The sequence below is a fragment of the Okeania sp. SIO2C2 genome, assembly GCF_010692625.1.
In the GTDB taxonomy this organism is placed as follows: Bacteria; Cyanobacteriota; Cyanobacteriia; order Cyanobacteriales; family Microcoleaceae; genus Okeania; species Okeania hirsuta.
This window is the reverse complement of sequence record NZ_JAAHGM010000013.1, coordinates 160,985-184,674: the sequence shown is the minus strand read 5'-3', so window position 1 is coordinate 184,674 and position 23,690 is coordinate 160,985. Positions and strand designations below refer to the sequence as shown.

Below are 23,690 nucleotides of genomic sequence, written 5' to 3'. Positions count from 1 at the left end.
TGCTTTGAGATTGGAAGCTGAACCAAGATTGCCAGGAATAATCTTAACTGAAAAGGGACATATCTCAGGAATGATTTCCCGACAGCGATTTTTGGAGTATCTGAGTTGCCCTTTTGGACGAGAACTATTTTTGAAAAGGTCTTTAAAGACTTTGTATGAATTCGCTTATACAGATTTTTTGCTTATGCCTGGAAATACTACAGTTGTAGAAGCTAGTAGTACCGCTTTACAAAGACCAACTAACCAAGCTTATGAACTAATTGTGGTTGAAATCGAACCCTATGTCTACAGAATTTTAGATGTCCATCATCTGCTGATAGCTCAATGTCATATTCATCAATTGGCCAGTAATTTACTCCATGAACTTTATCAAGAATTGGAGAAAGCTCACCAAGAATGAGAGCTTCAAGCTTCTTTAGATGCCTTGACTCAAGTTGCTAATCGTAGAACATTTGACGAATATCTAGCTTAACAGTGGTTACAAATGTCTAAAGGACAGAACTCTATCTCCGTCATCATGGCAGATATTGATTGTTTTAAAGGTTACAATGACACTTATGGTCATCAAGCTGGAGATAAATGTGTCAAACAAGTAGCTTTGGCAATCAATCAAGCTGTTCAAATGTCACTTCAAACAAATAAGGAAAATTTAGTAGCTCGTTATGGAGGAGAAGAATTTGCTATAGTTTTATCCAAGATAAATGCTATTGATGCTGTTTCTGTAGCTGAACAAATTCGTTCTCATGTCAAGTCATTAAATATTATTCATCAAGCTTCTGTTACCTCAAAAGTTGTAACTTTAAGTTTAGGACTCGCCACAACTGTACCTCAATTGGGTGGATCACGAGAAGCATTAGCATTAATTTATGAAGCAGATCGAGCACTTTATCAAGCTAAAATTAAAGGCCGCGATCGCGTTCTCCTTAGTTCAGGTTAGCTGTTGATAAATTATATCACAAAATATTTTGTTTCAAATTTTTATTTTATTAGTTGGCAGCATCTACTTTTATATCAGGTCTCATTAATTAGACGTAAATATTAATGATCTTCATCAATTATCTTGAGAATCTATCAAAAATCCCCCTACTCTGTACTATGTACCCTCTACTACCTAATTCCCTAATAAATGTTATTTGTGGGTATTTAAAGAGACATGATATTAGCACTACAAGAATTGGGCGCGGACATTTTTCAATCCTAAAACCCTTTTACAGTTTGCTATTCCCAGATTCCGATGTTCCCTATTCCCTATAATCTAAATATTGCTTGAATAGTTAAGCTAATTTTCTGGTTCTGATTTCTGGAATCAACTAATTTTATTTTTGAGTACGACGACTTTTAGGAGGAACGACTTTTGGGGAAGTTGATTTACGAGGAGTAGACTTACGTCGCTGTTTCTGAGGTTTGACCTTGGGAAGTAAGCTAGATAGACCTTTAGTTTTGAAACGTTTATAAGCTGAACTACTCCAGTCACTAACAGAATGACTCATTGCACCAAGTTCTAGACCCACTAATAAAGCAATTACTTCTTGATAATTTAGAGAAAGCGATCGCCACAAGCTTTCCACAAACTCTAAAATACTCCATTCCAGTGCCAGTAATTCATCTATAATTAAACCAAATACAACCACCACTCCCAGCCATGTCAAAAGATATAGCAATCGTATTGCAGTACCAATTATCGGTCCGTGAGATAAAAAGGAACGATGATTCAGACTTTTTTGGTAGGGTCGCCAAAGCCACTTAAACCAACCCCATCGTTGAAATTGCCGAGAATTAATGTCCAGATCAGGGCCAAACATTAGCCCACTGAACAAAAAACCCCCAGAAACAAATAATGTTAAATGGGTACTATTAATTAACCCAAAGCTTAAACTTGTTACTATGGGTAAACTCCACAAGGTTATTCGGTCATGGGTGTGGCCACTGGGCATAGCAGATTTAATCTAGGCCAAAAAATGCAGAATATATTTATCAAACTTAGCAGATATAAAGATACTTTTTTTTACTTGCATATTTAGTAAGATGTGTTATACTTATAAAAGTTGGGCGGTTAGCTCAGCGGTAGAGCGCCTGCCTTACAAGCAGGATGTCACTGGTTCAAATCCAGTACCGCCCATAAAATAAATCTAGGTATTAGTTAAGTTTATGGTAATCATTTTTGATTCCTAAATTTAATTATAATTTATACCTTTTTGATTTTCTCCTTTTCTGCCGGTCTCTGTGAAATGAAATGTTGGCTATATTAGTTTTGACTTTAGTGGACTAGACAACTTCTAAGAGCAGCATATCTACTTTGAAGTGAAAGTCCCAGTCTTAATGAAAATGGATATATTTGTATAGGTACTTATTACTTTTGATTTCCACAAAGGCGATCGCCATACCAAATTTTATTTTACCGGACAATCAAGGTTTAAAGCTTCTGCCTAGCTACGCCACGGACTGTCACTCTACAAGCAGCAAACAAGAAAAATTTTTCCTTTTAGTAAACCCTCTTCTTTTCAATGCAATGAAAGGTAAAGGTAATAGTTAATTATTAATTGTTGAAATTCTATCCTATTCTTCTGGTATATTCTCTTGAACTCCCTGTATTATTCTAGATAATTCACTTTTCTCGTTAACTACAATTCTAGTGGGAGAACCACTAATAATTCTTTCATAGCTACGGAAGGAATCTTTGATCTCAGGACCATTTGATGTTATTGTATATTCTCTAATTCCTTTATCATGCCATGAACCACGCATTTTGAAGACATTAATAGCGCGGGACATTTCACCACGAATTTCCACATACTGTAGCATGATGATAGTATCAGTAATAGTAGAAATATGAGTATTTGTAATAGAATGAGACCCCATAAATTGATCCGTTGTATTAGTAAAAAAGCCTGTTATTTCTTCTTGCTTGGCAAAACCAGTTACCCCAATCACAAATTGTCTAAAAGCATTATTACTTACTCCTCTTGCTAAAGCAGATAGAGAATCAATAGCTATTCTAGAAGGTTTAAAGTTGGCAATTTCTGATTTAATAATCTGTAAGTGGTCTTCTAAACCTGCTGATTCTGGGTAGCTACACAAGATTCTTAATAATCCCTTTTTTTCTAATTCTTCAAAATCTATACCCCAAGAATAGGCATTACGAAATAATTGAGCACGAGATTCTTCATAAGCAAAAAGCATCGCAGGTTCATTATTTGTACAACCATTTTCTAAGAATTTACTTACTAAAAGAGTTTTTCCTGTACCTGTAGCTCCAGTTGCTAATATGATTGAATCTTTAAAGAAACCACCTCCACACATTTTATCTAGAACTTCATCTCCAGAGGAAACTCTAACATTTGAAGAACGTTGAGTCAGTCGCATTGCTCCTAGTGGGAATATATTTACACCATCATTAGTAATCGTAAATGGATATTCCCCCTTCATGTGGGTTGTCCCCCTAAGTTTTAAGATTTCCATGGTTCGCCTTCTACGCTCGCCTTCTAGAGCATTACGAACTATAACAACATTATCCGAGACAAATTCTTCTACTCCAAATCTGGCTACTGGACCATATTCTTCTACTCTTTCAGTAGTCATAATTGTAGTTGCACCAACTTGTTTGAGTCGGGCAACTAAACGAAATATTTCTCTTCTGACTACAGAAGCAGCATCATATTGTTGAAATACAGCAGTTACTGAATCAATAGAAACTCTTCTTGCTTTGTATTTACGAATGGCATATTGAATTCTTTCTATTAAGGCAGATAAATCAAAATTTCCTACTATATCTTGCCCCTCTGGATCGGGAGAAGCGTCTAATATAAATAATTTCCCATCATTAACTAATTTCTGTAAATTCCAACCAAAACTGTAGGCGTTTTTAATAATATCGTGGGGAGATTCTTCAAAGGTTACAAATACTCCTGGTTCATCAAAATAGATAATTCCATTATAAAGAAACTGAATAGCAAGCAATGTCTTACCAGTTCCAGATGTACCACTTACTAATGTGGTTCTGCCAACTGGCATCCCCCCATGACTGATGTCGTCGAACCCCTCAATCATAGTCCGAATCTTCTCAACTCCTACTGTTGCTATTCCATCTCTTTTAATAGGTTCACTATTTTCATTCATATTTTTATCTTTGGAATATTAAAAAAATTTTAGCTATCCACAAATATATAAGTATATCTACATATATCAGGATTGTCGCATCATTATGTACGGCGTTTTTAATTTTGGTAGGATTATAGAGAAATATGCTCTCTGGCTTTTGTCTTCAGGCAAAAGTTTATCAAAAAAAATAATATGGGTCTAGAACCCCGCTTTTTAAGGCGAAATATTTTTGGAGAGTTGCTCAAATCCCCCAAATCCCCTCCTGGGAGGCAGTAGGGGTGGGTTGACTTCTGACTTCTGACTTCTGAGTTCTGACTTCGTTAAATGCCATACCTAAATGAAAATCGCGACTATATCCTGAGTATTTATATCACAAAACACTAAAATTTATGTCAATTGTATCAATAAGTTCATTTTCAGAAATTAAATTCGTCTTCATTGAGTTCCTCATAAAGTAGGTCTAATCCAATTAATACCTTTTCTCTATCTGAAAGATCACCAATGATTTTTCTCACAGGTGGGGGCAATATTTTTGACAAAGTTGGTGTGGCCAATATTTTATCCTCTTCTGCTAATTGAGGATTTTTTAGTACATCTATGACTTTAAGGGCATAAACTCCTTGAAATTCTTGCTCAAGGATTTCTTTGAGTGTCTTTAGCGCTCGCACAGAATTAGGAGTATTTCCAGCAACGTACAATTTTAAAACGTAGGTTTTCTTCAGGGGACTCATAGTTATTCTGTAGTGATTTTTGGCTGTTTGAGGAGTTTTTTCTTGATGAACAGAGTTTTTAACTATGTTTAAATTTTACAAAATTTACAAAAAAAATTATATTTTTTATCCTCCTAAGGTAGAGGTTAGCAGGGAGTAAGGGATAGTTACTTTCGTCTACCCCTGTTCACTATTGGGTTTAATATTCCACGGCTCATCTTTAGATTAATCAATCTGGGTGGAGTTTAATCCCCACCTCAATTGCCCCAACTCCCATAGGTTCCAAATTCGACGGTTCCTCTACCCAATTCCATTGTTCAATTTGAAGGTTCATTTATTCATTGAAATATATTTGATAATGTAAAAGCTTTAAACTTTATTAAAGCTACATTATTTATTTGTAAAATAAAATTTTCAATCAAGAATACTTTACCTAGTATGTCTATTAAAAGTTCTTAAGCTTACCTATATATTTATACACTTTACACTTACTTTTCATGGATATTTAGAGTATCATTGCAGTGCTACAATATTGAGCTAGTTAATTATTATTTTATAATTTCAAGTTTTTAAGATTCTCTAGGAATAGAACGTCGGTACATTTCACATAGGTGTGCTATTGTATCTATAAGAGTTAATCGGTAATCTAGTAATATTTCCTCACTACGTCCTTCTAACTGTAATTGTTTGGAAAATTCATCCATTAAGTCCATGTGAATTTCTACAATTTGTGTTACAGGAATATCTGAGAAAAAACATAAATTGACAAACTCATCTATTTGATTGTTGACGGAATTATCTTTAGAAAAATATTTGAGAACAATGTGACGATACTCTAAATTAAGTTGATCTAAAAACTTACGGCGCTCCTCTGGAGGCATATTTCTAATGAAATTTGTGGGATTCCTTTTGTAATACACACCTAGGTATCCTAATCTTTCTCTTAATTTTTCAGATAGTCTACGTTGTTGTTGATTGAGTGAATTTTTGGTATTCTCATCGGCAATTTGACTAGATTTTTGAGATTTATCTGTTGAAGAATTACTGAGAGAAAGTTTCAGAAATTTTTGAATTGACTGCCCAATATAAAAATCAATTTTGCTTAGTTGTTCAATTAATAATGAAACTTCTGCTTCGTGGTAAATAAAACTTGAATCGTTATGTTGTTCCTGAGATTTAGTAAAATTAGTATTAGCTAAACTATGATTTTTATGACCGCGTTCAGATTTAAGTTGTTTGATAATTACAGCAGGTAGTAAAATTGATTTATCTTGTAACTTCTCAATCAAAGAAGTTAGTTCAGAATATTCTTGGAAGATCAGACAATCTATGTTATTATTTTCCTCAACAAGCTGGAAAAATTCTCTGGAAGAATTAGTCAGTGCCACAAGATAGCGATCGCTACTCAGTAATTTTGTTACTGAATGAGCAAATCGATCGTCATATAGGTATACACAGACAGATATTTGAGTAGGCAAAGTTTTAGGTACAGTAGCTAAATCTTGGTTAGCACTAGAATATGTAATCTGAGAAATCTCCATTACAAGATTATTATTATATTAAACATCTAAACACAAATTTTAACAAATATTAACATAGACTGCCTCTATATTTTCTTTGTCAGGAAGATAGCATAAGGAATAAGGAATATAGATTGATTATGAATAATATTTCTCAAATTATATTTAATTTCCACTCCCCAAGAATATCTTTAACATAGCACCAGCTTAACGGAATGGTATCCGTGTAAAAAGCATTTATTTCTGTCGTTCTAACCAATCAGTATCAAGATTTTAACTAACCATAAATTATAGAGAAGTTTCCACTTCAAGTGTTAATGTAGCTATTTTTAATAATCTTGTAGATAAATATGAGGATAATTGGGTTTGGTAATAATGGCCTAAATTATAGTTAGGTTAGTCAAAATACGCTCATCGCTAATGAACTTACTCTCAGCATATTATATGCTCTAACTGTCATGTCAATGGCCTACAGTACTTTAAAAAATTTTATATCTTCTATACCAATCTGCTTACACACAGAAAATTTGCAGGTAGTATGGTCAATTCTCTGTAAAGAAAAATACAATGAGTTAGTAGTAGTAAATCATCAGCACCAACCACTAGGACTAATTTACTTACATAATTTAATTCCCGATATAGATTTAAAGTCTGAAACTCAACCTTCTCAAAATCATGCTCTAATTTTGAATTGGCAACAACCTCTATCTGAAGTCGGTTTTTTAACACTCAATAGTCTGAGAATTTTGTCAGCAGATTTACCTATTACTCAGTTATGGCCATATCTCCAGGCACAATCAGAAGGGCAAATTAATCAAGAATCTGATACTTTAGACCTTGCATCTCCTAGTACACCTATTGCAGTGGTAGACAAGGAAGGTAAATTTTTAGGGTTGCTAAATACCTTGCGTCTACTAGAATTTATTGCCATAAATCAAGATCGAGAGGCAGAATTAAGTAGAAAAAGTTGTATCTCTGCTCCAGAAAATGTTCTAAAAACATCTGGGAAGTTTTTACCTACACCTACTCCCAAGGAAAATTTGCAACCCCAGGCAACAGCAGAGACTTCTTCCTACCTCTATTCACTAATAGAACTTTTAGAAAAACTGCCTCTACCTCTAATGTTACAGAGCAATGACGGCGAAATTATTAAGCAAAATCTGGCATGGCGTTCTCAGATAACAAAAGAATCTGATTTGATGGAAATTGCGGATGCCGTAGTAAGTTTATCTACCAAAAATATCAAACAACAGCCCACAAGAGTAGAAATACCAGATTCTCTAACAGTAGTGAAAGATATGATTACATTATCATGTCCAGCTACAACTAATTGGAGATTTTCTCCTACAACCCTTTTACAAGAACGAGCAAAATTACCAGAGTTAAATTCTGCTTCTAGCTTTTGTTATTACACTCAACCAAATACCTACCTTTGTACCTGTCCGCAAGAAAATGGCCAGGAACGAGTATGGAAGTTTACTAGTCAACCACTATTTGACTTGACATTAATTTTAGCTCAGGATGTCACGGAGCAACGCTTGATAGCGAAGGAGTTGGAAGCTAAAAATGCTGATTTGATTCAGCTTAATCGACTTAAGGACGAATTTTTGGCTTGTATTAGCCATGAGCTGAAAACGCCATTAACTGCTGTATTGGGTTTATCTAGTTTGTTGAAGGATCAAGCTCTGGGCACTCTTAATGAACGTCAAGCTCGTTATGCTCAACTAATTCATCAAAGTGGTCGTCATTTAATGGCTGTAGTTAATGATATTCTAGATTTGACTCGCATGGAAACAGGTCAGATGGAGTTAAACTCTGAACCTGTGAATATTAAGAAAGTTTGCGATCGTGCTTTTCAAGATGCTTTACAACTTCAGAATAAAAGTCTTCAAGACTCATCTTCTTTCTCACTAACTGATTCTTTAAAAACAAAATATACGTTGGAAATAGAATCTGACCTAAATAGTTTTATTGCAGATGAATTGCGTTTGCGTCAGATGTTGGTAAATTTATTATCCAATGCTTTGAAGTTTACTCCAGCAGATGGCAAGATGGGATTAAAAGTAGCTAAATGGGAAAAGTGGATAACTTTTACAGTTTGGGACCGTGGCATTGGCATACCAGCAGACAAGCAACATTTGATTTTTCAGAAGTTTCAACAATTAGAAAATCCTCTGACTCGTCAGTTTGAAGGAACTGGTTTAGGTTTAGTATTAACTCAACGTTTAGCTCGTTTACATGGTGGGGATGTTACGTTTATTTCTCAGGAAGATAAAGGAAGTGAGTTTACGTTAATTTTACCACCTAGTCCGCCTCCAAAAGATATAGGAACTGAAGGATGGGAAACAAATGATTATCTTAAAGAACAAGGATTAATTCCTACTCGAAAAAGTGAAGTTGGTACAAAAAAATATAGTAAATTACCTGTTAACAATTACCAAGTACCTGTTATTAATTATTCATCTCGTTTAGTTTTGATTGTTGAAGCAGCGCCAAGATTTATTGAAGATTTAACGAGTAAATTAACAGGTTTAGGTTATCGGGTTGTTATTGCACGTTCTGGTACAGAAGCGGTGGAAAAGGCTCGAAAATTACAACCAAAATTTATATTTCTTAATCCATTACTGCCTCTTTTATCGGGTTGGGATGTATTAACTCTGCTGAAAACGGATGTTGATACTTGTCAGATTCCTGTAGTAATAACTGCAACTAGAGGGGATAAAGAACGAGCGATAAATAATGGTGCAAATAAGTTTTTAAGTTTACCTGTGGAACAATTAGAATTAGAAGAAGTACTGGCAGAATTTCCTGATTCAAAAGCACAAAATCATTATCAAAAGTTAGTAATTATGCACTTAGTTCCAGGTAAATATGAGTTTCAGCAGTCTACAGAAGAAAATCATATTTATGAAGATAAGTTCCTTTCTCTGCCTGGAGAATACACAGTAATAGAAGCAGATGATTTAGCTCAAGCAAATTTACTTGCTAAGATTTGGCAGCCTAATGTCATTCTTATCGAAAAAGTTAGTAATTCAGTAAGTCCAGTTAAATTTATTAATAAACTCAGTCAATATTCTACTTTAACAGCTATTCCTTTAGTAACTCTAGATTCTGAAACTACTCAAGTGGCTAATCAAGTGAAAGAATTGTCTGTTTTTCCTTGTTTAGCTTTTGAAAAAAATGACAATAATTTAACAGAAACAAAACTTGATTATGAATATTTAATCTCTGCGTTGTGTCAAGTAATTTCTATTGCTGCGGGTATGAGCTGGCTGCCAACTATATTAGTTATGGATGTGGCAAATATTAAAGATTTTACAGTACCTTTAACAGATGTTTTGCCTGAGGAAGCTGTTGTTAATTTCTCAAATTTTACTCCTGAACAAAAGGGGAGAGACTTAGAAGATAATACTTTTAGTTATCCTATTTTTCCTGCTTTTATTTCTGATTTAGAAGTGGCTAATCAAAGTTGGAAATATTGTGAACAAACAAAATTACCAATTGATAGTACACAGGTATTAGTTCAGTATATTCAAACTTCTGGGTTTAAAGGTTTAATTGCTAAATCTTGGGTTGAAGTTTTGTCACAATTGAAAAATCAGAGTGTGGATTTACTATTAATTTGTTTGCGGGGAAATTTACCGCCTGGTTTGGATAAAGCATTATCTAATTTAGACCAAATAGTTAGAAAACCTCCTATATTAGTGTTGGAATATTCTGATTATAAATTACCCAAAAATATGACAGTAGAAAATCTAAATTTAGTCTTGAGCAAGGTAGCTACAAAAATTTTGCCTTCTGATTTGTCAATAGTAGATTTATTGGAGGAAATTAAGGGTCATTTGATATTTTAGGGAGTAGGGAGTAGGGAGTGGGGAGTAGGGAGTAAAGAATTAGAAGTAATCCTTGACTGAGTTTGAGCATTTATAAATGTCTTAACTAACTTATATCAGGTTACATTAATTAACTACGATACAAAAAGATGGCGTAGATAATTGAGTCATCTTTAGATGACTTAAACTATTAGCCAAGGATTGAAATTCTTGGCTTGGCGAGCCATCGGGTCAGGTATAAAGTTTAAAGTTGTGTGGCAATGTCTACCGCCAAGAAATAAATTTCTTGGCTCATAGCAGAAGTCATCTTTAGATGACTATTTTCCCATGCGGATAGAGGAAGAGTCGTTTCATTTGCTGAAGCTCCCGAAGGGGGGGATGAGATGATGAAAATTTTTCTCTTTCTCATAGGTCTAGAGCAAAAGTCGTTTCATTTGCTGAAGCTCCCGAAGGCGGATGATAGAATTTTTCTGTTCTCTATACAGATAGAGGAAGAGTCGTTTCATTTGCTGAAGCTCTCAGAGGCGGATGATGAAAATTTTCTCTTCTACATACAGATAGAGCAAACGTCCTGCTACAATTTCCCATCAAATAACAGCAAAAATAGTCTGAAGTTATTGTCAGTTAAGATTTTAGTGCAAATAAATATTCTTTTGTGATGAGAAGAGTGCATATCGAAATAAACTATATAAAAATTTGCTTGCTAGGTTGCCTTGCAGTAGCTGGATTCGATTTAGTATCTATAAATTGCACAGAATCAAAAGTATTAATCCACAGATGAGCGCCACAACTTGCTGGTTTGTAAGGTCGATAGACGATTTGGCAAGGACCTGAAATATATAACTCATAACCATAATAGTTATGACCGCTGTGCTTGAGTGACACTACAGGTTCCAATTCTGTTGGAGGCTTAGTTTTATTACTTTGAATTTTGTTTTGATTGACATGAATCATTTTTGGTGTAGTAGTTTCTTTCTTGCGCCACATACCTTTCGGACCCCGCCGAGCCGGAATTATTACAGGCATTCCACTTTCTGATACTGGTATTTCCCAGAATCTACCTTTTTTCTCAGCTCCTTTAACTCTTCCTTGAGCAAGTAAAACTAATAAACGTTGACGAGATATACCTAATAAAAAAGATGCTTCTCTAGTACCCATGATTTTTTTCCTTAACTGTTGGACAATAGTAGACAGGAGACAGGAGACAGAAGGGAAGATGATAGCAGTCAGAAGTCAGGAGTAAGGAGAGAGGGAGAAGCTTTAAGAAAAGAACAATACAGATATAAAATCCAGTTATTATAGTAATCGCCTTCATTACTTCTTCTTAATACAGGTTTTCTATTAAACAACTAAATTTAACGCCGACGCCTCATTTATCTTTAAAATCCTTTTTTCTCCTGACTCCTGACTCCTGACTCCTGACTCCTAGCGCGATACGATAACTAATTGACCGGATTATTAAATACACCCTTTTACGAAGTTCATATTGATTGAAAAAATCAAACCATACCTCCTAACTATACTTTAGGAAAAAACAGGTTAAAAATAACGATTATCAATCGTCATTACGACGCTTCCAGTCACTATTAATCACAAATAAAATAAATACCAGTTTTTTAAGAAAGAAAATGTGAGGAATTTAAAGGGCGATAAAAATATTTTTCAGGATATGTCCTTAATTCACGACAAAAAAGATATGTGTACGACCTAAAAAATTGTATTGAAGCCATTCATTCTGAGTACTGTCTCCTGACTCCTGACCGAAAAATTTTTGTTTAAGGGTATAAAAAAATAGAATATTCCATATTAGAAGCCATTATACGAGCTAGGGGTAATGATAACTGATAACTGATAACTGATAACTGAAATGACTCCTTCTTCCTCCTTTCATTCTGACTCCTGACTCCTGTCTCCTGACTCCTTCTTCGCTCCTGACTCCTTCATAAAGAGATTTTTAGGAACTTTGCCTAATTGATAAGCTCCACGACTGTCTAAATATTGATATTCTCCTGGTTGTAATCCTGCATGAATAAACTTTTTTGGATAACCAATCATCACAACATTACCAGAAGAATCTTTTTGCACAATTTCCTCTAGATATTCTCTGGCATTTGTAGCGCGTCGGAAAAATTCTACTGGTTGCCTAGTGTAAAAAACTAAACTAGGTTTTTCAAAGGCAATCATAATTATTTCTTCTCCTGGTTGTCTAACTTCAACAATTGTTTGAGCTAATTGACGTAAGGGTAATTGACGTTCTTGATCTACTAAAAACATCATTGGATTAATAGTAAAAATTAAACAAGCTACTAATCCAATAAAATTAGCACTCCAAATCCAAGAATTTTGTTTTTTTCTCCAAAGAAATCCAATGACTATTGCTGTAGCAAGAAAAATTAATCCACCACGAATTAATAAACCTGATTTTCTAATTATCTCTGGGAAATATGGCATAGCTGGGTCTCTATCTAACCAGTTAAAACTGTAGATAATTCCTAGAGCTAAAATTAGTAAAAAAATGATATTTGCGACAACTGAGAAAGATAAAAATCGACTTTTTGATTGAGAAGTATTTCTCTCTAATTTGGGAACAGGTTCAACAGAATTATCAAAATAATTGGGTCTAAAACCCCGCCTTTTAAAGGGAAATGTTTTTGGAGAATTGCTCAAATCCTCATTACAAAAATCACTTCTGACGTCCCCTCCTGGGAGGGGTGAGGGGTGGGTTGACTTCTCACTTCTGACTTCGTTAACCGTGGGGTTGATAGATGATTGAGTAGAATTATTTTCAGATTTATTAGTCTGACTAGATAGAGAATCTCCATTAATAATAATATCGCTCCAAAATAATCCTACTAATATTGCTGCTGCGGGCATTAATGGTAAGACATAGCTAGGTAATTTAGTAGCGGAGATGGAGAAGAAAATAAATATACAAATAAACCAGAAAAAAGCAAATAAACCTAACTGTTGAGTTCTAGGTTGACTACGCCAATAACCGAGTTGCCAAAACTTAGTTTTAGCGATCGCTACTGGTAGATAAATAGACCAAGGTGCAAAACCAATTAGTACGACTAAAAAGTAAAAGTACCAGGGTGCTTGATGATGATTAACAACACTGGTAAAACGTTCAAAATTGTGATGACCAAAAAAACTATCAAGATATTCTTTCCCGTTAACTAAAGTAACGAGAAAATACCAAGGGAATGTAATAATTGAAAAAATTAAAATGCCACGCCGAATATTTATTTCTTGCCAGATTTGAAAAAAATTACCTACATATAATAGAAAGGAACCAATAATCAGTGCGGGTAAAACAATTCCAATCGGACCTTTGGCGAGAACTGCTAAAGATATTAGTATATAAAAAGTCAAATACCACTTGTTAAAGATGGGAAGTTTTGTAGTTTTTGATGATTGATTTTTATCTGGCGCAGATGAAACATTTTGTCTCAGTATTTTGCTGTTCTTTTGCTGAGGAATATGAGTATTTTCTGTTTGTGAAGCATATCCCATAAAAAAGGCAAATAGTGCCGAACACATACAGCCAGTTAATAACATATCAGAAACTCCAATGCGTCCCCAAGCAATAGTTTCTGGATTTAAAGCTATCATCGCAGCACCAATCCATGCTATTAATAATCTCACCATTAAAAACTTATTTTTAGGATTGATCTGAGAATTTAGTTGATAATAACCATATCTATAAAGGATGTAAAAACCAAAACACATTAAGGCAGTTGCAGATATTGCTGAAGGGAGACGGACAGACCATTCATTAATACCAAAAAGATGATAAGCGATCGCCATTAACCAATAAATTAAAGGTGGTTTATCAAAGCGAGTTTCTCCATTAAAATAAGGTGTAATCCAATCTCCAGTTTCTACCATTTGACGAGCAGCTTCAGCAAAGAGTGGCTCTGTTTCATCAATTAAACCAATATTTCCCAAATTACAAAAAAAGGCTAACCAAGAAAGTAAACAAAGCCATAAAATAGACAGTCCTAATGTTAAAAGATGATTTTTTGGTTGAGTTTTAAACCAATTGATAATTTCTAATTCTTGTATTAATTTCATTCAGATTTAGTTATCCTTTGTTCGTCTTAAAAGTTTCCACCCTAATTTAGCTATAAATTAGACAAAATTGAAAAAAGAATGTTACAAATAAACTGGCTAGTAAATAATTAACAATAACTAACAATTAATAATTTAACTAAGAGCTGATTTATCAACTAAGAGCTGATTTATCAAATAAATATTAAGAAGCTGAATTCCTTACTAAACTTTGGTTTAGCGAGTTATTGTCCACTAAGTCCTAAATTACTAAAAGCTCTGTAATATAAGACTTTCAGCTAAGTTTACAAATCAGCTCTAACACCTAAAACCTACCACCTACCACCTACTACCTAATACCTAGGAAGTTATTTGTAGCAAACATTTATCAATTTGGTATTAGACCTCTTGCAAAAGTTTTACTTACATTAATTCCAGATATGAAATCAACAATTCCCTATTCCCTATTCCCTCTATTGAAAGAGGGACCATTAACAATATTTTTCAAGGCTTTAAAATTAACAGCCATTCTAATGTTTCTCTATTCCAAGTAGGAAATTTTGTTTCTCCTGCAACATAAGGTCTCCAGTATAAACGAGAGCCATCTTGGGCAAAGATAACTAGGATATCTCCTGGTTTCAAGGTTAATTTTTCTTCTGGCAAAGAAAGTATTAATCCTCTATTACTACCTTCCCCTGGGGCAAAATCCCAGTGAGCAGATTTTTGGTAAGATTGGTCTGAGGATTTAGCTAGTAGTGCTAGACGAACTGGACGATCTGTACAGTTGCTAACTCGAAAAGCTCCTTTATCAGTTTTGACCCACGAATGATTGATGATTGAGAAGTAGTTATGAGGAGACTAAATTCTTGAATCTGTTTTGTTGGAGATATTGGTAGGGGTTTCTGAGTAGGAATGTTTAATAACAGAGATTCAGAAAATGTCTCAGAATCATTTGTTTCCCAAAATATTTTTAACTGAAATCTGCCAATAACTAATCCTAACAAAAAAAATATTAAAGTAATAATAGTTTGTCTATAAGCTTGGAGTTTCATTTGAATTTAATTCTTTCTTTTAATTCTTTAACTAGGCATCCTGATTTTGTTCAATTAACCTGATAAATTACAGCTTGCTCTTCTGCTATGTTAGACTACCTAGAGTATTTTTAACTTTCAAATTGACTTAAAAAGTCCAAAAAAATATATATATTTAACTTCAATATCTATGCAAAGTACCCGTATCAATAGATTATTTAATGTTATTAGTGAAAGGTTTAGGCAATGGTTGAGTAATCCTTGGCGTCGAATTTCTCTACTAGTTATTAGTTTGTTATTTGGTAATTTTGCTGGGACTGCGGTTTCTACGATCGCTGGGCAAGAAGGTTACCTAGATGTTATTTATGCTTTAATATGTTTGCTGATTACTGAATTATTAAACTGGTTTACTTATGGTATTAAGGGTAAAATAGCACGTTCTTTGGGAATAGATATTTTGAATGGTTTTAAAATTGGTTTTACTTATGGTCTATTTTTAGAAGCTTTCAAATTAGGTTCTTAGATTTTCTCTACGTTAAGGTGGTAGGTGTGAGATACTAAACTTTAATTTTGTCCGACTACTTAGCAGTTAATTAGCTTTCAACTATCAGCTTGGGGTCGTAGGTTTGAAGTTTTAGGTTTGAAGTTTTAGGTTTTAGGTATTAAACTTTAATTTTGTCCGACTACTTAGCAGTTAATTAGCTTTCAACTATCAGCTTGGGGTCGTAGGTTTGAAGTTTTAGGTTTTAGGTATTAAACTTTAATTTTGTCCGACTACTTAGCAGTTAATTAGCTTTCAACTATCAGCTTGGGGTCGTAGGTTTTAGGTTTTAGGTATTAAACTTTAATTTTGTCCGACTACTTAGCAGTTAACTATCTTTCAGCTATAAACTTGGGGTCGTAGGTTTTAGTTAGGTAGGTTTGAGATATAAACTTTAATTTTGCCCGACTATTTAGCACTTAACTAGCTTTCAGCTTGGGGTGGTAGGTTTGAAGTTTTAGTTGTGAGATACTAAACTTTAATTTTGTCCGACTACTTAGTAGTTAACTAGCTTTCAATTATCATCTTGGGTTGAAATTACTTTTGAAATGACATTTCTATAGGTTTCAGTATAAATATAAGTTAAATGCTCACTGCTTACTTGCTGACTACTGCTTAAAGTAATGATTAATATATTTGTGTTTCATGTTCTCTTTAAACAAATATCTACATTTCCTAAATTATATAGAATCCGGTTATACAGTATATTTTTATAATTCTATCCACACTTTCTCGCCTTCAATCTCTCGACCTCCCCTTCTCCCCACACTCCCCACCCTCCCCACACTTCCCACCCCCAAACATAAGATAAGTATTCAACCGGATTTTATATTATAGAGTTATATTAATATTTTCACTATCCTCCTAAGGTGAGGTGGTTAACTTTTTTAACCTAAAACCTACAACCTTATTCAATAGTTAATTTAATTTTTATGGAGTTTTCCAATTTATCTCTAGTACAAATTTTACAGACTTTAAAGCTAGGAAAGTTTCTAGAAAAAAAAGAATTAGAAATATTAGAAACCCAGGAATTAATAGACCGAAAACGAGCCGAAGTTTTTAACATTACTTCAGAAAATGTCAGAGAAGTAATTAGAGAGCGATCGCTTATATTTCAATCTGTGATTACTGACTATCATAAATTACCCTTGAAGGATAACAATACTTTAGAACATTTATGGAAATTTTGGTTGCCTTTAGGGATAAAATTAGCAGATAAATATCAAAATTTAGGTCATCCATTACTTCAAGGTATTTTAGGCGGACAAGGAACAGGTAAAACTACTCTGGCTAAAATTTTAATCTTGATTTTAGATAAACTTGGCTACAATACAATATCTATTTCTATTGATGATATTTATAAAACTTACGCTGAACGTCAACTATTACAAAAACAAGATTCCCGATTAATTTGGCGCGGTCCTCCAGGAACCCATGATGTTAGTTTAGGAATAGAAACTTTAGATAAATTACGTCAATCTAACAATCAAAGTTCCGATAACTTAATTCCAATTCCCAGGTTTAATAAATCTCTTTTTAATGGTGCTGGAGATAGAATTGAACCTGAGATGGTAAGTAAAGTTGATATTGTTTTATTTGAAGGTTGGTTTGTTGGAGTTAGACCAATTTCTGAGTCTGAGAAAGTTTTTAATGTTGCACCACCACCTATCATTACAGAAACAGACCGGGAATTTGCTCGTGATATGAATCGAAAATTAATAGACTATCTACCTCTTTGGCAAAAGTTAGATAAATTAATTGTTTTATACCCTACTGATTATCGCTTTTCTAAACAATGGCGACAACAAGCAGAACAACAAATGATTGCTTCTGGAAAGTCGGGAATGAGCAACGATCAAATTGAAAAGTTTGTGGAGTATTTTTGGAAAGCATTACATCCAGAATTATTTATTAACCCACTGATAAAAAATACTGAATTAGTAGATTTAATCATAGAAATTAATTCTGATCATTCCCTTGGCAAAATTTATCATCCAAATTATTTAAGTTGAGCAACAAGACTTTATTTGGCGAACATTTTGATTTCTATTAGGTGAAATTTTTAGACACCATAACCAATGTTCGTCCATAATAGATTGTTACTATCGCGTCCAGATAATTAGCAATATAGTAGAAGGAAGAAGGCTTTAGTTATCTAGGAGAGAAGGAAAAATCTTGCGTTGTCTGAGTTTTAAGCTTTTGATATTTCATCAGGTTTTCTTCAACTGCTATGAAAAAAAACTTGTAGTCCTGCATAGTAATGTTTAAGAACAAAATTTAATTTAGTATTTATAGCGCTGTGCGCAGGCAACAGCTCATCTGGCAACAGCTCATCCGGGGGAATAAAAAACCTATAATATAAGACTTTTAGCTATTGGACACCTCTTGTAATTTGTAAATATGCCAGCGCACATTGCTATACCTAAATATTTATTCTCCAAGATATTCAACAGTATTTTCAGAGGAAGTCGTGAAAAAATTATGGTTCCCCCTAATTTTTACCATTACTATGCACCAATAGCAAAAAACTTTCCCTTCTTCTTCTCTGCTCCTGACTTCTAATACCAATTCCCAAAAATAATGTTATACTTCTTCAAAACTTCAGTTATTCAGATAATAAGTAAGTTCAGTAATATTTTTAAAGATTATAGAAATTAAGTTAACATATCTTATTCCTAATTTCCCTGCTCCCTGCTTCCTACTCTTTACTCTTAAGAAGATGTAGGAAAAATGCGTGAGATTTGGTATAACTCCTCCCTCTGCTCCCTTGTTATTTATTACTATTTATTTAAAGTTTTGGTAAAGAGAACGTGAAAAAAAAATATAATCCAATAGGATGGTAAGCAGTGAGAAAAATTCATTTTCTTTCATTTTCTCTTGTCAATACTGACCATCCTCAAACTACTTAGAACTGTATATTAGTTTGATCACAAAAATAAGTTATCAAACCTCCACTTTTAAAGGGATAAAAAAGAAAATTCTGCATTTTCTTGCCTTCCTATTTCAGGCGATACTGATAACTGAAGTCTGCAGATCCTCTGGAGAAGGCTAACTGATAACTTAATTGACTCCAAAATATTTATTTATTCCTTCTTTACCTTCTTCTTGAACTTCAGGAACTACTTTAGAACCTACTTCAGGAAGTACTTCAGGAACTATTTTTTCAGGAGCACAAGCAATAAAATTAGTGAGTAAACATACACTTGGACCTATGCTTGTACCACGCAAATTAACCCCTTCTAAATTAGCTCCACTAAGATTAGCAAGAGTTATATTTGTTTCAATTAGTTTTGCCTTAGCAAGGTTAGCATTAGAAAAATTTACATCTTTCAAATTTGCTTGACGCATATCAGCATTAAAAAGGTCGGACTCACTCATATTGGCATTTTCTAAATTAGCTCTCAACCAATATGACTGACGCAAATTTGCATTAGAAAAATTAGCCCCACTAACAACAGATTCAATCAAATTAGCTTCAAATAGATTAGCATTTTCTAAAGTTGCTTCTGTCAGATAAGCTCTAGATAAATTAGCATTAACTAGGTAAGTATCTGTTAAATCTGCACCTCGAAGATCTGCATCATTCATTTTTACTCTAGAGAGATTGGCATTAGAAAGATTAGCACCAATAAGATTAGTAACAGCAAGATTTGCCCCAGATAAATTTGCACCTTCAAGATTTGCACCTTCAAGGTCAGCTCCAATCAAATTAGCATTATATAAGTTTGCTTTACTAAGGTCACACCCCGAACATTCATTAGTTTCTAATAATCTTCTAATAGCTGCTGGATTAGCTGCTTTTGCTGAATTTATCCAGCCAAGTTGGGATAAAATCATTATGATTGCTAATATTGTCAGTTTCATATTCAGTATTTGAGGATATAGAGAATAAGTGAACAGAAAATATATCTGAGTAGTAAATATACAAATAATTTTGTCTATCTACTTTATATAGATAATTGCTTAATTTATCATACATCCAAATTTTTTAGACAGACAAATTTAAAACAATAGACATCTCCAAAAATTAATAAAGTGCCTTGATCATTTAACTTTAGGTTACTTGCAATGTCAAATAAATATATAGCAATATGATTTTATTCGTGTCCAAAATATTGCTGTTTTTTGGGAATAGGAAATAGGCACTTCAGTTATCAGTTATCAGTAGCTCCTTTCATTAATGGATAATGGATAATTACCCCTGGTTAAAACCATTCTTGATTGAATATAAGGAAGCATTATTTTTTTTTTCCTTAAAAGGGGAGGCTTTAAACCAGAATTATTTAATTATTAATAATTAATAATTAATTATTCGGTAATACCATTTTCAAAAAAGAATGTTACGAATTTTTGAATTTTTATATCATGTCCGGATAATCAGTGATAACAAAAACCTTATTCCTTTGAACCTTTCTTTCCCTTCTGCCTTCTGCCCTCTGCCTTCTGCCTTCGTTTAACTATTTAGTTATCATAGTATAACTTCCATCCCAATCATATGGTGGTGGATTTGTTATATGCTTAACCGATCGTTGAATATGTGTACCAACAGCTTCATCATCAGGTCTCATTTTTTTAGCTCTCTTAAAGTAACTAACAGCCAAAGCAAAATTCCTTTCCATATAAGCTTTTCTAGCTCTAGAATAAAGTTCTAAAAACTGTTCTGTTTCCTGGTCAATATTATCTGAAATTGCACCAATCAATTCATATATACTTACAGATTTTTGCTTACCTTTAACTTTAACCTTATCCAATTCTCTGACCCTAATATGATCACGACAAAGTTCATAAGTAAACTCACTTAAAATAATATCGCAGCCATAATGTTTAGTAATTGATTCTAAACGGGAACTCAAATTTACACCATCACCGATTACTGTATAATCCATTCGTTTTTTAGAACCAATATTACCAGATACTACCTCCCCTGAACTAATACCAATACCAATTTTAAATTGTGGTCTATCGGGACGAGACTCATTAAATTTTCGGAGACGATGACGCATATCTAAAGCAGTTTTAACAGCCATTAAAGCATGATTTTCTAAAGGTAATGGTGCACCAAAAACAGCCATTAAAGCATCCCCCATAAACTTATCTAAAGTTCCTTCATGGTCAAATACTGCCTCTACCATTGTTTCAAAATATTGATTTAAAAGCTTAACTACTTCAGAAGCTTCTAGGTTTTCTGTAAGAGTTGTATAACCTCGAATATCAGAAAATAAAATAGTTACTTCCTTACGCTCTCCTTCAAGTAAAGCATCTTCAGCTAAAGCCATTACTTGTTCTGCAACCTCTGGAGTCATGTAGCGATACATGGTATTTTTCATGCGTTTTTCTTGACTAATATCTTCAAGAACTACCAATCCACCACGCACACCACCTTCAGGATTAGTTAGGGGATTAACTGTTAGATTCAAACTACGTTCAATGACTCGATCTAATTCAGATATATCTATTAATCTGCTCAAATCCATGTGGTTATTTTGAACTAAATTTGCCTGTAAATTTGTCGTTGTTTGTTCTCCCCAAGGAATAAAAATATTAGGATTTTTTAGTTCAGGAACTGCTAAAATATAAGCTATTTCTTCTTCACCTTCAAATTTTATAAAAGAACCTACTCGTAAATTTTGCTCCGGAACATATTGTCTAGTACCATGCTGTAAACTATCCTCTAAACGAAACTGTAAATTTTCAATTGGTATAACTTCCCATACAGATCTACCAATTAGTTTTTCCTCCCAAAGTTGTCTATTTGTTTTACCTTTTATTTCTTTATCAATAGGGCAACCTAACATTTCTAAAGCTGCTCCATTGATAGTCACAATTCTGCCTTGCATATTTGTAGAAATTACAACATCAGACAAACTTTGTAGAATATCTTTCTGATATTGCTTTTCTACCAAAACATTTTCAAAAAGTTGAGAATTCTGAAGGGCAATACCTGCTTGAGCATTAAAAGCTAACAAAAATTTTTCATCTGAAGAATTAAAACTACCTTGATTTTTATTAATTAACTGAGTTACTCCAATCAATTCGCCCTTAGCATTATACACAGGCATACAGAGAATATTTCTTGTTTGATAACCTGTTTTTTGATCTGTACTAGGGTCAAAACGAGGATCTATATAAGCATCAGGAATATTAAGAGTTTCTCCAGTAGAAGCAACATAACCAGCTATACCTCGATTGGCAGGAATTCTAATTTCCACCATTTTTTTTTCATCTGCTGTCGCTACCTTAGTCCAAAGTTCATTTGTTTCTTTACTAAGTAGAAACAATGTGCTACGGTCCGCTTGCATTAAATTACAAGCTTGATCCATTACAGCTCTTAAAGTTGTTTCCAAGTCTAGACTTTGACCTAAAGTTGTGGTTGCTTTCAGTAATGCTGAAACCCCTCGCTGATTCCTAGCTGTTACATAAAATGATTGACAACTTTCTATAATAATTCCCATTGAATCACCGAAAGAACGGAATAGTTGCTCATCCTCTTTGTCAAAAGGGACATCATTCGCTTTATTAAGTAGTCGTACTACTGCTACTGGTTTGTTAGAGCTGGTGATGCTGAAAACTGGTATACAGAGGATGGTGCGAGTATCATAGCCTGGAGGTTGGTCTACTTCTTCACTGAAGAGTGGATGAGTTTTGGCATCAGCAATATTGAGGGCTTCTCCTGTTGTGGCCACATGGCCTAAAATACCAACATTGATTGGTAAGTGATACTCTTGGGACTTACCCGTACTTTCGAGAACAGTCTTGTACCAAAGTTGTTTTTTCTCTTGGTTAACTAAGAAAATAGTTGTTTGATCTGCTTTCAGGATTTGACCAATTTTGATAGTAAAGGCATCTAATAGTTGTTCTAGTAAAGTTTCAACACCTTGATTGTTAATTAAGTCAATAGCTCGTAGATATTGATGAAATTCAGCAGTAATAAAGTCTAGCAGACAAACAAACTCTCCTACTGGCAAATCCTTCACGCGAGTTGCCAGTAGACCCATACGATCAACTTGAGTCAATGTTGCCAGAATACTACCAGCAGCGTTAGAGAATGTCATTTGAACTGCTTGATCTTAAATTTAAATTACTCCAACTTAAGTCTATATTTTCTCTGGGTTTAATTTTTTCCAAGTAGATAAAGTTTTTTACTTACAAAAAAAGTGTTATTATACTAAATTAGACTATATTTAAGTATATTTATTCCAATAAATACAAAAATCTAGAAAAGTTAGGACAATTATATGGTTAGCTAAATCCTATCATAAATTTTGAAAGAGGACTCCGGTTTTAATCACGAGATTTAACAGTGACATGGGGCGTAACTACTGTGCGGGAAATCTACGCAGACAACCTAGAGATAAATTTCGGCGTTGGTAAATAAGCGAGATGAAACTTTAAGGGTCATCCTTCTGTGATAGCTTCAAATACCTAACCAAAGTAGGCAAGGGGTGTTACCCTTACCAGAAAATCATCTTACCAATTACCAACGCCTAAATTTCAACCAGAAAAATAATTTTCAACCAGAAAAATAATTGGGCAATACGCGCCCGCATTTTTGGTGTTATAAATAATTATATCAATAGCCTTGGGCACAAAGCCAGAGAAAAGCGCACCGCCTACCCGGAGGAAACCTCAGCGTCAAGACGGAGCAAAAATCCTTGTGGAGACGGTCTGGCAACTCAGTTTATTTGATTTGTTGCCTAGTTAAGAATATATGTTTCCGTAGCGTTGCGCTAGTGAAACAAGAATCTCCCATTATAATCGAGGGATTTAACGGGAGAGTGTCAAGACTAGTTTTAGTCTACTTAATTATCACAAATGAATTTAATATCCCGCAGTCCATATCTAAATCATAGATTTTAGATATGGGTAATCTGGACAATAAATTATGTAAAGTTGTTTTGTCAACCCTA

At 33.9% G+C, this 23,690-nt stretch carries 16 protein-coding genes and 1 tRNA gene; 7 read left to right on the top strand and 10 right to left on the bottom strand.

From position 1 onward, the window contains the following. The first annotated feature begins 4 nt into the window (after window positions 1-4). Window positions 5-400 carry a hypothetical protein gene (locus tag F6K18_RS13735; protein WP_287521544.1) on the top strand — a complete coding sequence of 132 codons (396 nt, stop codon included), beginning with the start codon at window positions 5-7 and terminating at the stop codon, window positions 398-400. An 84-nt stretch (window positions 401-484) separates the two neighbouring features. Further along, window positions 485-937, top strand: a complete 453-nt coding sequence (locus F6K18_RS13730; RefSeq protein ID WP_287521542.1) for a diguanylate cyclase — start codon at window positions 485-487, stop codon at window positions 935-937. Between the two features lie 379 nt (window positions 938-1,316). Here F6K18_RS13730 and F6K18_RS13725 read toward each other — a convergent pair whose 3' ends face one another. Next, the gene (locus F6K18_RS13725; protein WP_287521540.1) at window positions 1,317-1,934 is read right to left on the bottom strand and encodes a metal-binding protein; all 618 of its coding nucleotides are present in this window, start codon (window positions 1,932-1,934) and stop codon (window positions 1,317-1,319) included. Window positions 1,935-2,047: 113 nt separating this feature from the next. Here F6K18_RS13725 and F6K18_RS13720 point away from each other — a divergent pair. Then, window positions 2,048-2,119, top strand: a tRNA-Val gene (locus F6K18_RS13720). Window positions 2,120-2,556: 437 nt separating this feature from the next. Here F6K18_RS13720 and kaiC read toward each other — a convergent pair. The 3 genes from kaiC to F6K18_RS13705 all read right to left on the bottom strand — a co-directional run bounded on the left by kaiC (window position 2,557) and on the right by F6K18_RS13705 (window position 6,349). Further along, window positions 2,557-4,116: a circadian clock protein KaiC gene (kaiC, locus tag F6K18_RS13715; RefSeq protein ID WP_287521538.1), complete on the bottom strand. Its 1,560-nt coding sequence runs from the start codon at window positions 4,114-4,116 to the stop codon at window positions 2,557-2,559. Between the two features lie 398 nt (window positions 4,117-4,514). After that, window positions 4,515-4,829 (bottom strand): circadian clock protein KaiB, encoded by a 315-nt coding sequence (gene kaiB / locus F6K18_RS13710; RefSeq protein ID WP_124147149.1) that lies wholly within the window; start codon window positions 4,827-4,829, stop codon window positions 4,515-4,517. Window positions 4,830-5,377: 548 nt separating this feature from the next. After that, on the bottom strand, window positions 5,378-6,349 hold the full coding sequence (locus F6K18_RS13705) for a circadian clock protein KaiA (protein ID WP_287521536.1): 972 nt from the start codon (window positions 6,347-6,349) through the stop codon (window positions 5,378-5,380). A 443-nt stretch (window positions 6,350-6,792) separates the two neighbouring features. On the opposite strand from F6K18_RS13705, the gene F6K18_RS13700 reads away from it, so the two are divergent. Further along, window positions 6,793-10,182 (top strand): hybrid sensor histidine kinase/response regulator, encoded by a 3,390-nt coding sequence (locus tag F6K18_RS13700; RefSeq protein WP_287521534.1) that lies wholly within the window; start codon window positions 6,793-6,795, stop codon window positions 10,180-10,182. A gap of 663 nt (window positions 10,183-10,845) precedes the next feature. Here the strand turns inward: F6K18_RS13700 and F6K18_RS13695 are convergent. Beyond that, the gene (locus tag F6K18_RS13695; protein ID WP_287244219.1) at window positions 10,846-11,319 is read right to left on the bottom strand and encodes a hypothetical protein; all 474 of its coding nucleotides are present in this window, start codon (window positions 11,317-11,319) and stop codon (window positions 10,846-10,848) included. A gap of 18 nt (window positions 11,320-11,337) precedes the next feature. On the opposite strand from F6K18_RS13695, the gene F6K18_RS13690 reads away from it, so the two are divergent. Then, on the top strand, window positions 11,338-11,463 hold the full coding sequence (locus F6K18_RS13690) for a hypothetical protein (protein WP_287308961.1): 126 nt from the start codon (window positions 11,338-11,340) through the stop codon (window positions 11,461-11,463). Between the two features lie 585 nt (window positions 11,464-12,048). On the opposite strand, the gene F6K18_RS13685 is transcribed toward F6K18_RS13690, so the two are convergent. From F6K18_RS13685 to F6K18_RS13675, 3 genes are all read right to left on the bottom strand, one after another. Beyond that, window positions 12,049-14,235, bottom strand: a complete 2,187-nt coding sequence (locus F6K18_RS13685; RefSeq protein WP_287521532.1) for a glycosyltransferase family 39 protein — start codon at window positions 14,233-14,235, stop codon at window positions 12,049-12,051. A gap of 480 nt (window positions 14,236-14,715) precedes the next feature. Further along, the gene (locus F6K18_RS13680) at window positions 14,716-14,874 is read right to left on the bottom strand and encodes a hypothetical protein (RefSeq protein WP_161564298.1); all 159 of its coding nucleotides are present in this window, start codon (window positions 14,872-14,874) and stop codon (window positions 14,716-14,718) included. 95 nt (window positions 14,875-14,969) lie between these two features. Continuing rightward, on the bottom strand, window positions 14,970-15,263 hold the full coding sequence (locus F6K18_RS13675) for a hypothetical protein (RefSeq protein WP_287521530.1): 294 nt from the start codon (window positions 15,261-15,263) through the stop codon (window positions 14,970-14,972). Window positions 15,264-15,432: 169 nt separating this feature from the next. Here F6K18_RS13675 and F6K18_RS13670 point away from each other — a divergent pair, with 169 nt between their 5' ends. Together F6K18_RS13670 and F6K18_RS13665 are read left to right on the top strand one after the other, a co-directional pair. After that, entirely contained in the window at window positions 15,433-15,765 is a 333-nt protein-coding gene (locus F6K18_RS13670; protein ID WP_124142871.1) for a DUF565 domain-containing protein, read from the top strand. 950 nt (window positions 15,766-16,715) lie between these two features. Next, the gene (locus F6K18_RS13665; RefSeq protein ID WP_287521528.1) at window positions 16,716-17,795 is read left to right on the top strand and encodes a glycerate kinase; all 1,080 of its coding nucleotides are present in this window, start codon (window positions 16,716-16,718) and stop codon (window positions 17,793-17,795) included. Window positions 17,796-18,843: 1,048 nt separating this feature from the next. Here F6K18_RS13665 and F6K18_RS13660 read toward each other — a convergent pair. Together F6K18_RS13660 and F6K18_RS13655 are read right to left on the bottom strand one after the other, a co-directional pair. After that, complete coding sequence (locus tag F6K18_RS13660; protein ID WP_287521526.1) at window positions 18,844-19,647, bottom strand: pentapeptide repeat-containing protein; 804 nt, start codon at window positions 19,645-19,647, stop codon at window positions 18,844-18,846. Window positions 19,648-20,240: 593 nt separating this feature from the next. Then, on the bottom strand, window positions 20,241-22,835 hold the full coding sequence (locus F6K18_RS13655; RefSeq protein WP_287521524.1) for an adenylate/guanylate cyclase domain-containing protein: 2,595 nt from the start codon (window positions 22,833-22,835) through the stop codon (window positions 20,241-20,243). Between the last annotated feature and the right edge of the window lie 855 nt (window positions 22,836-23,690).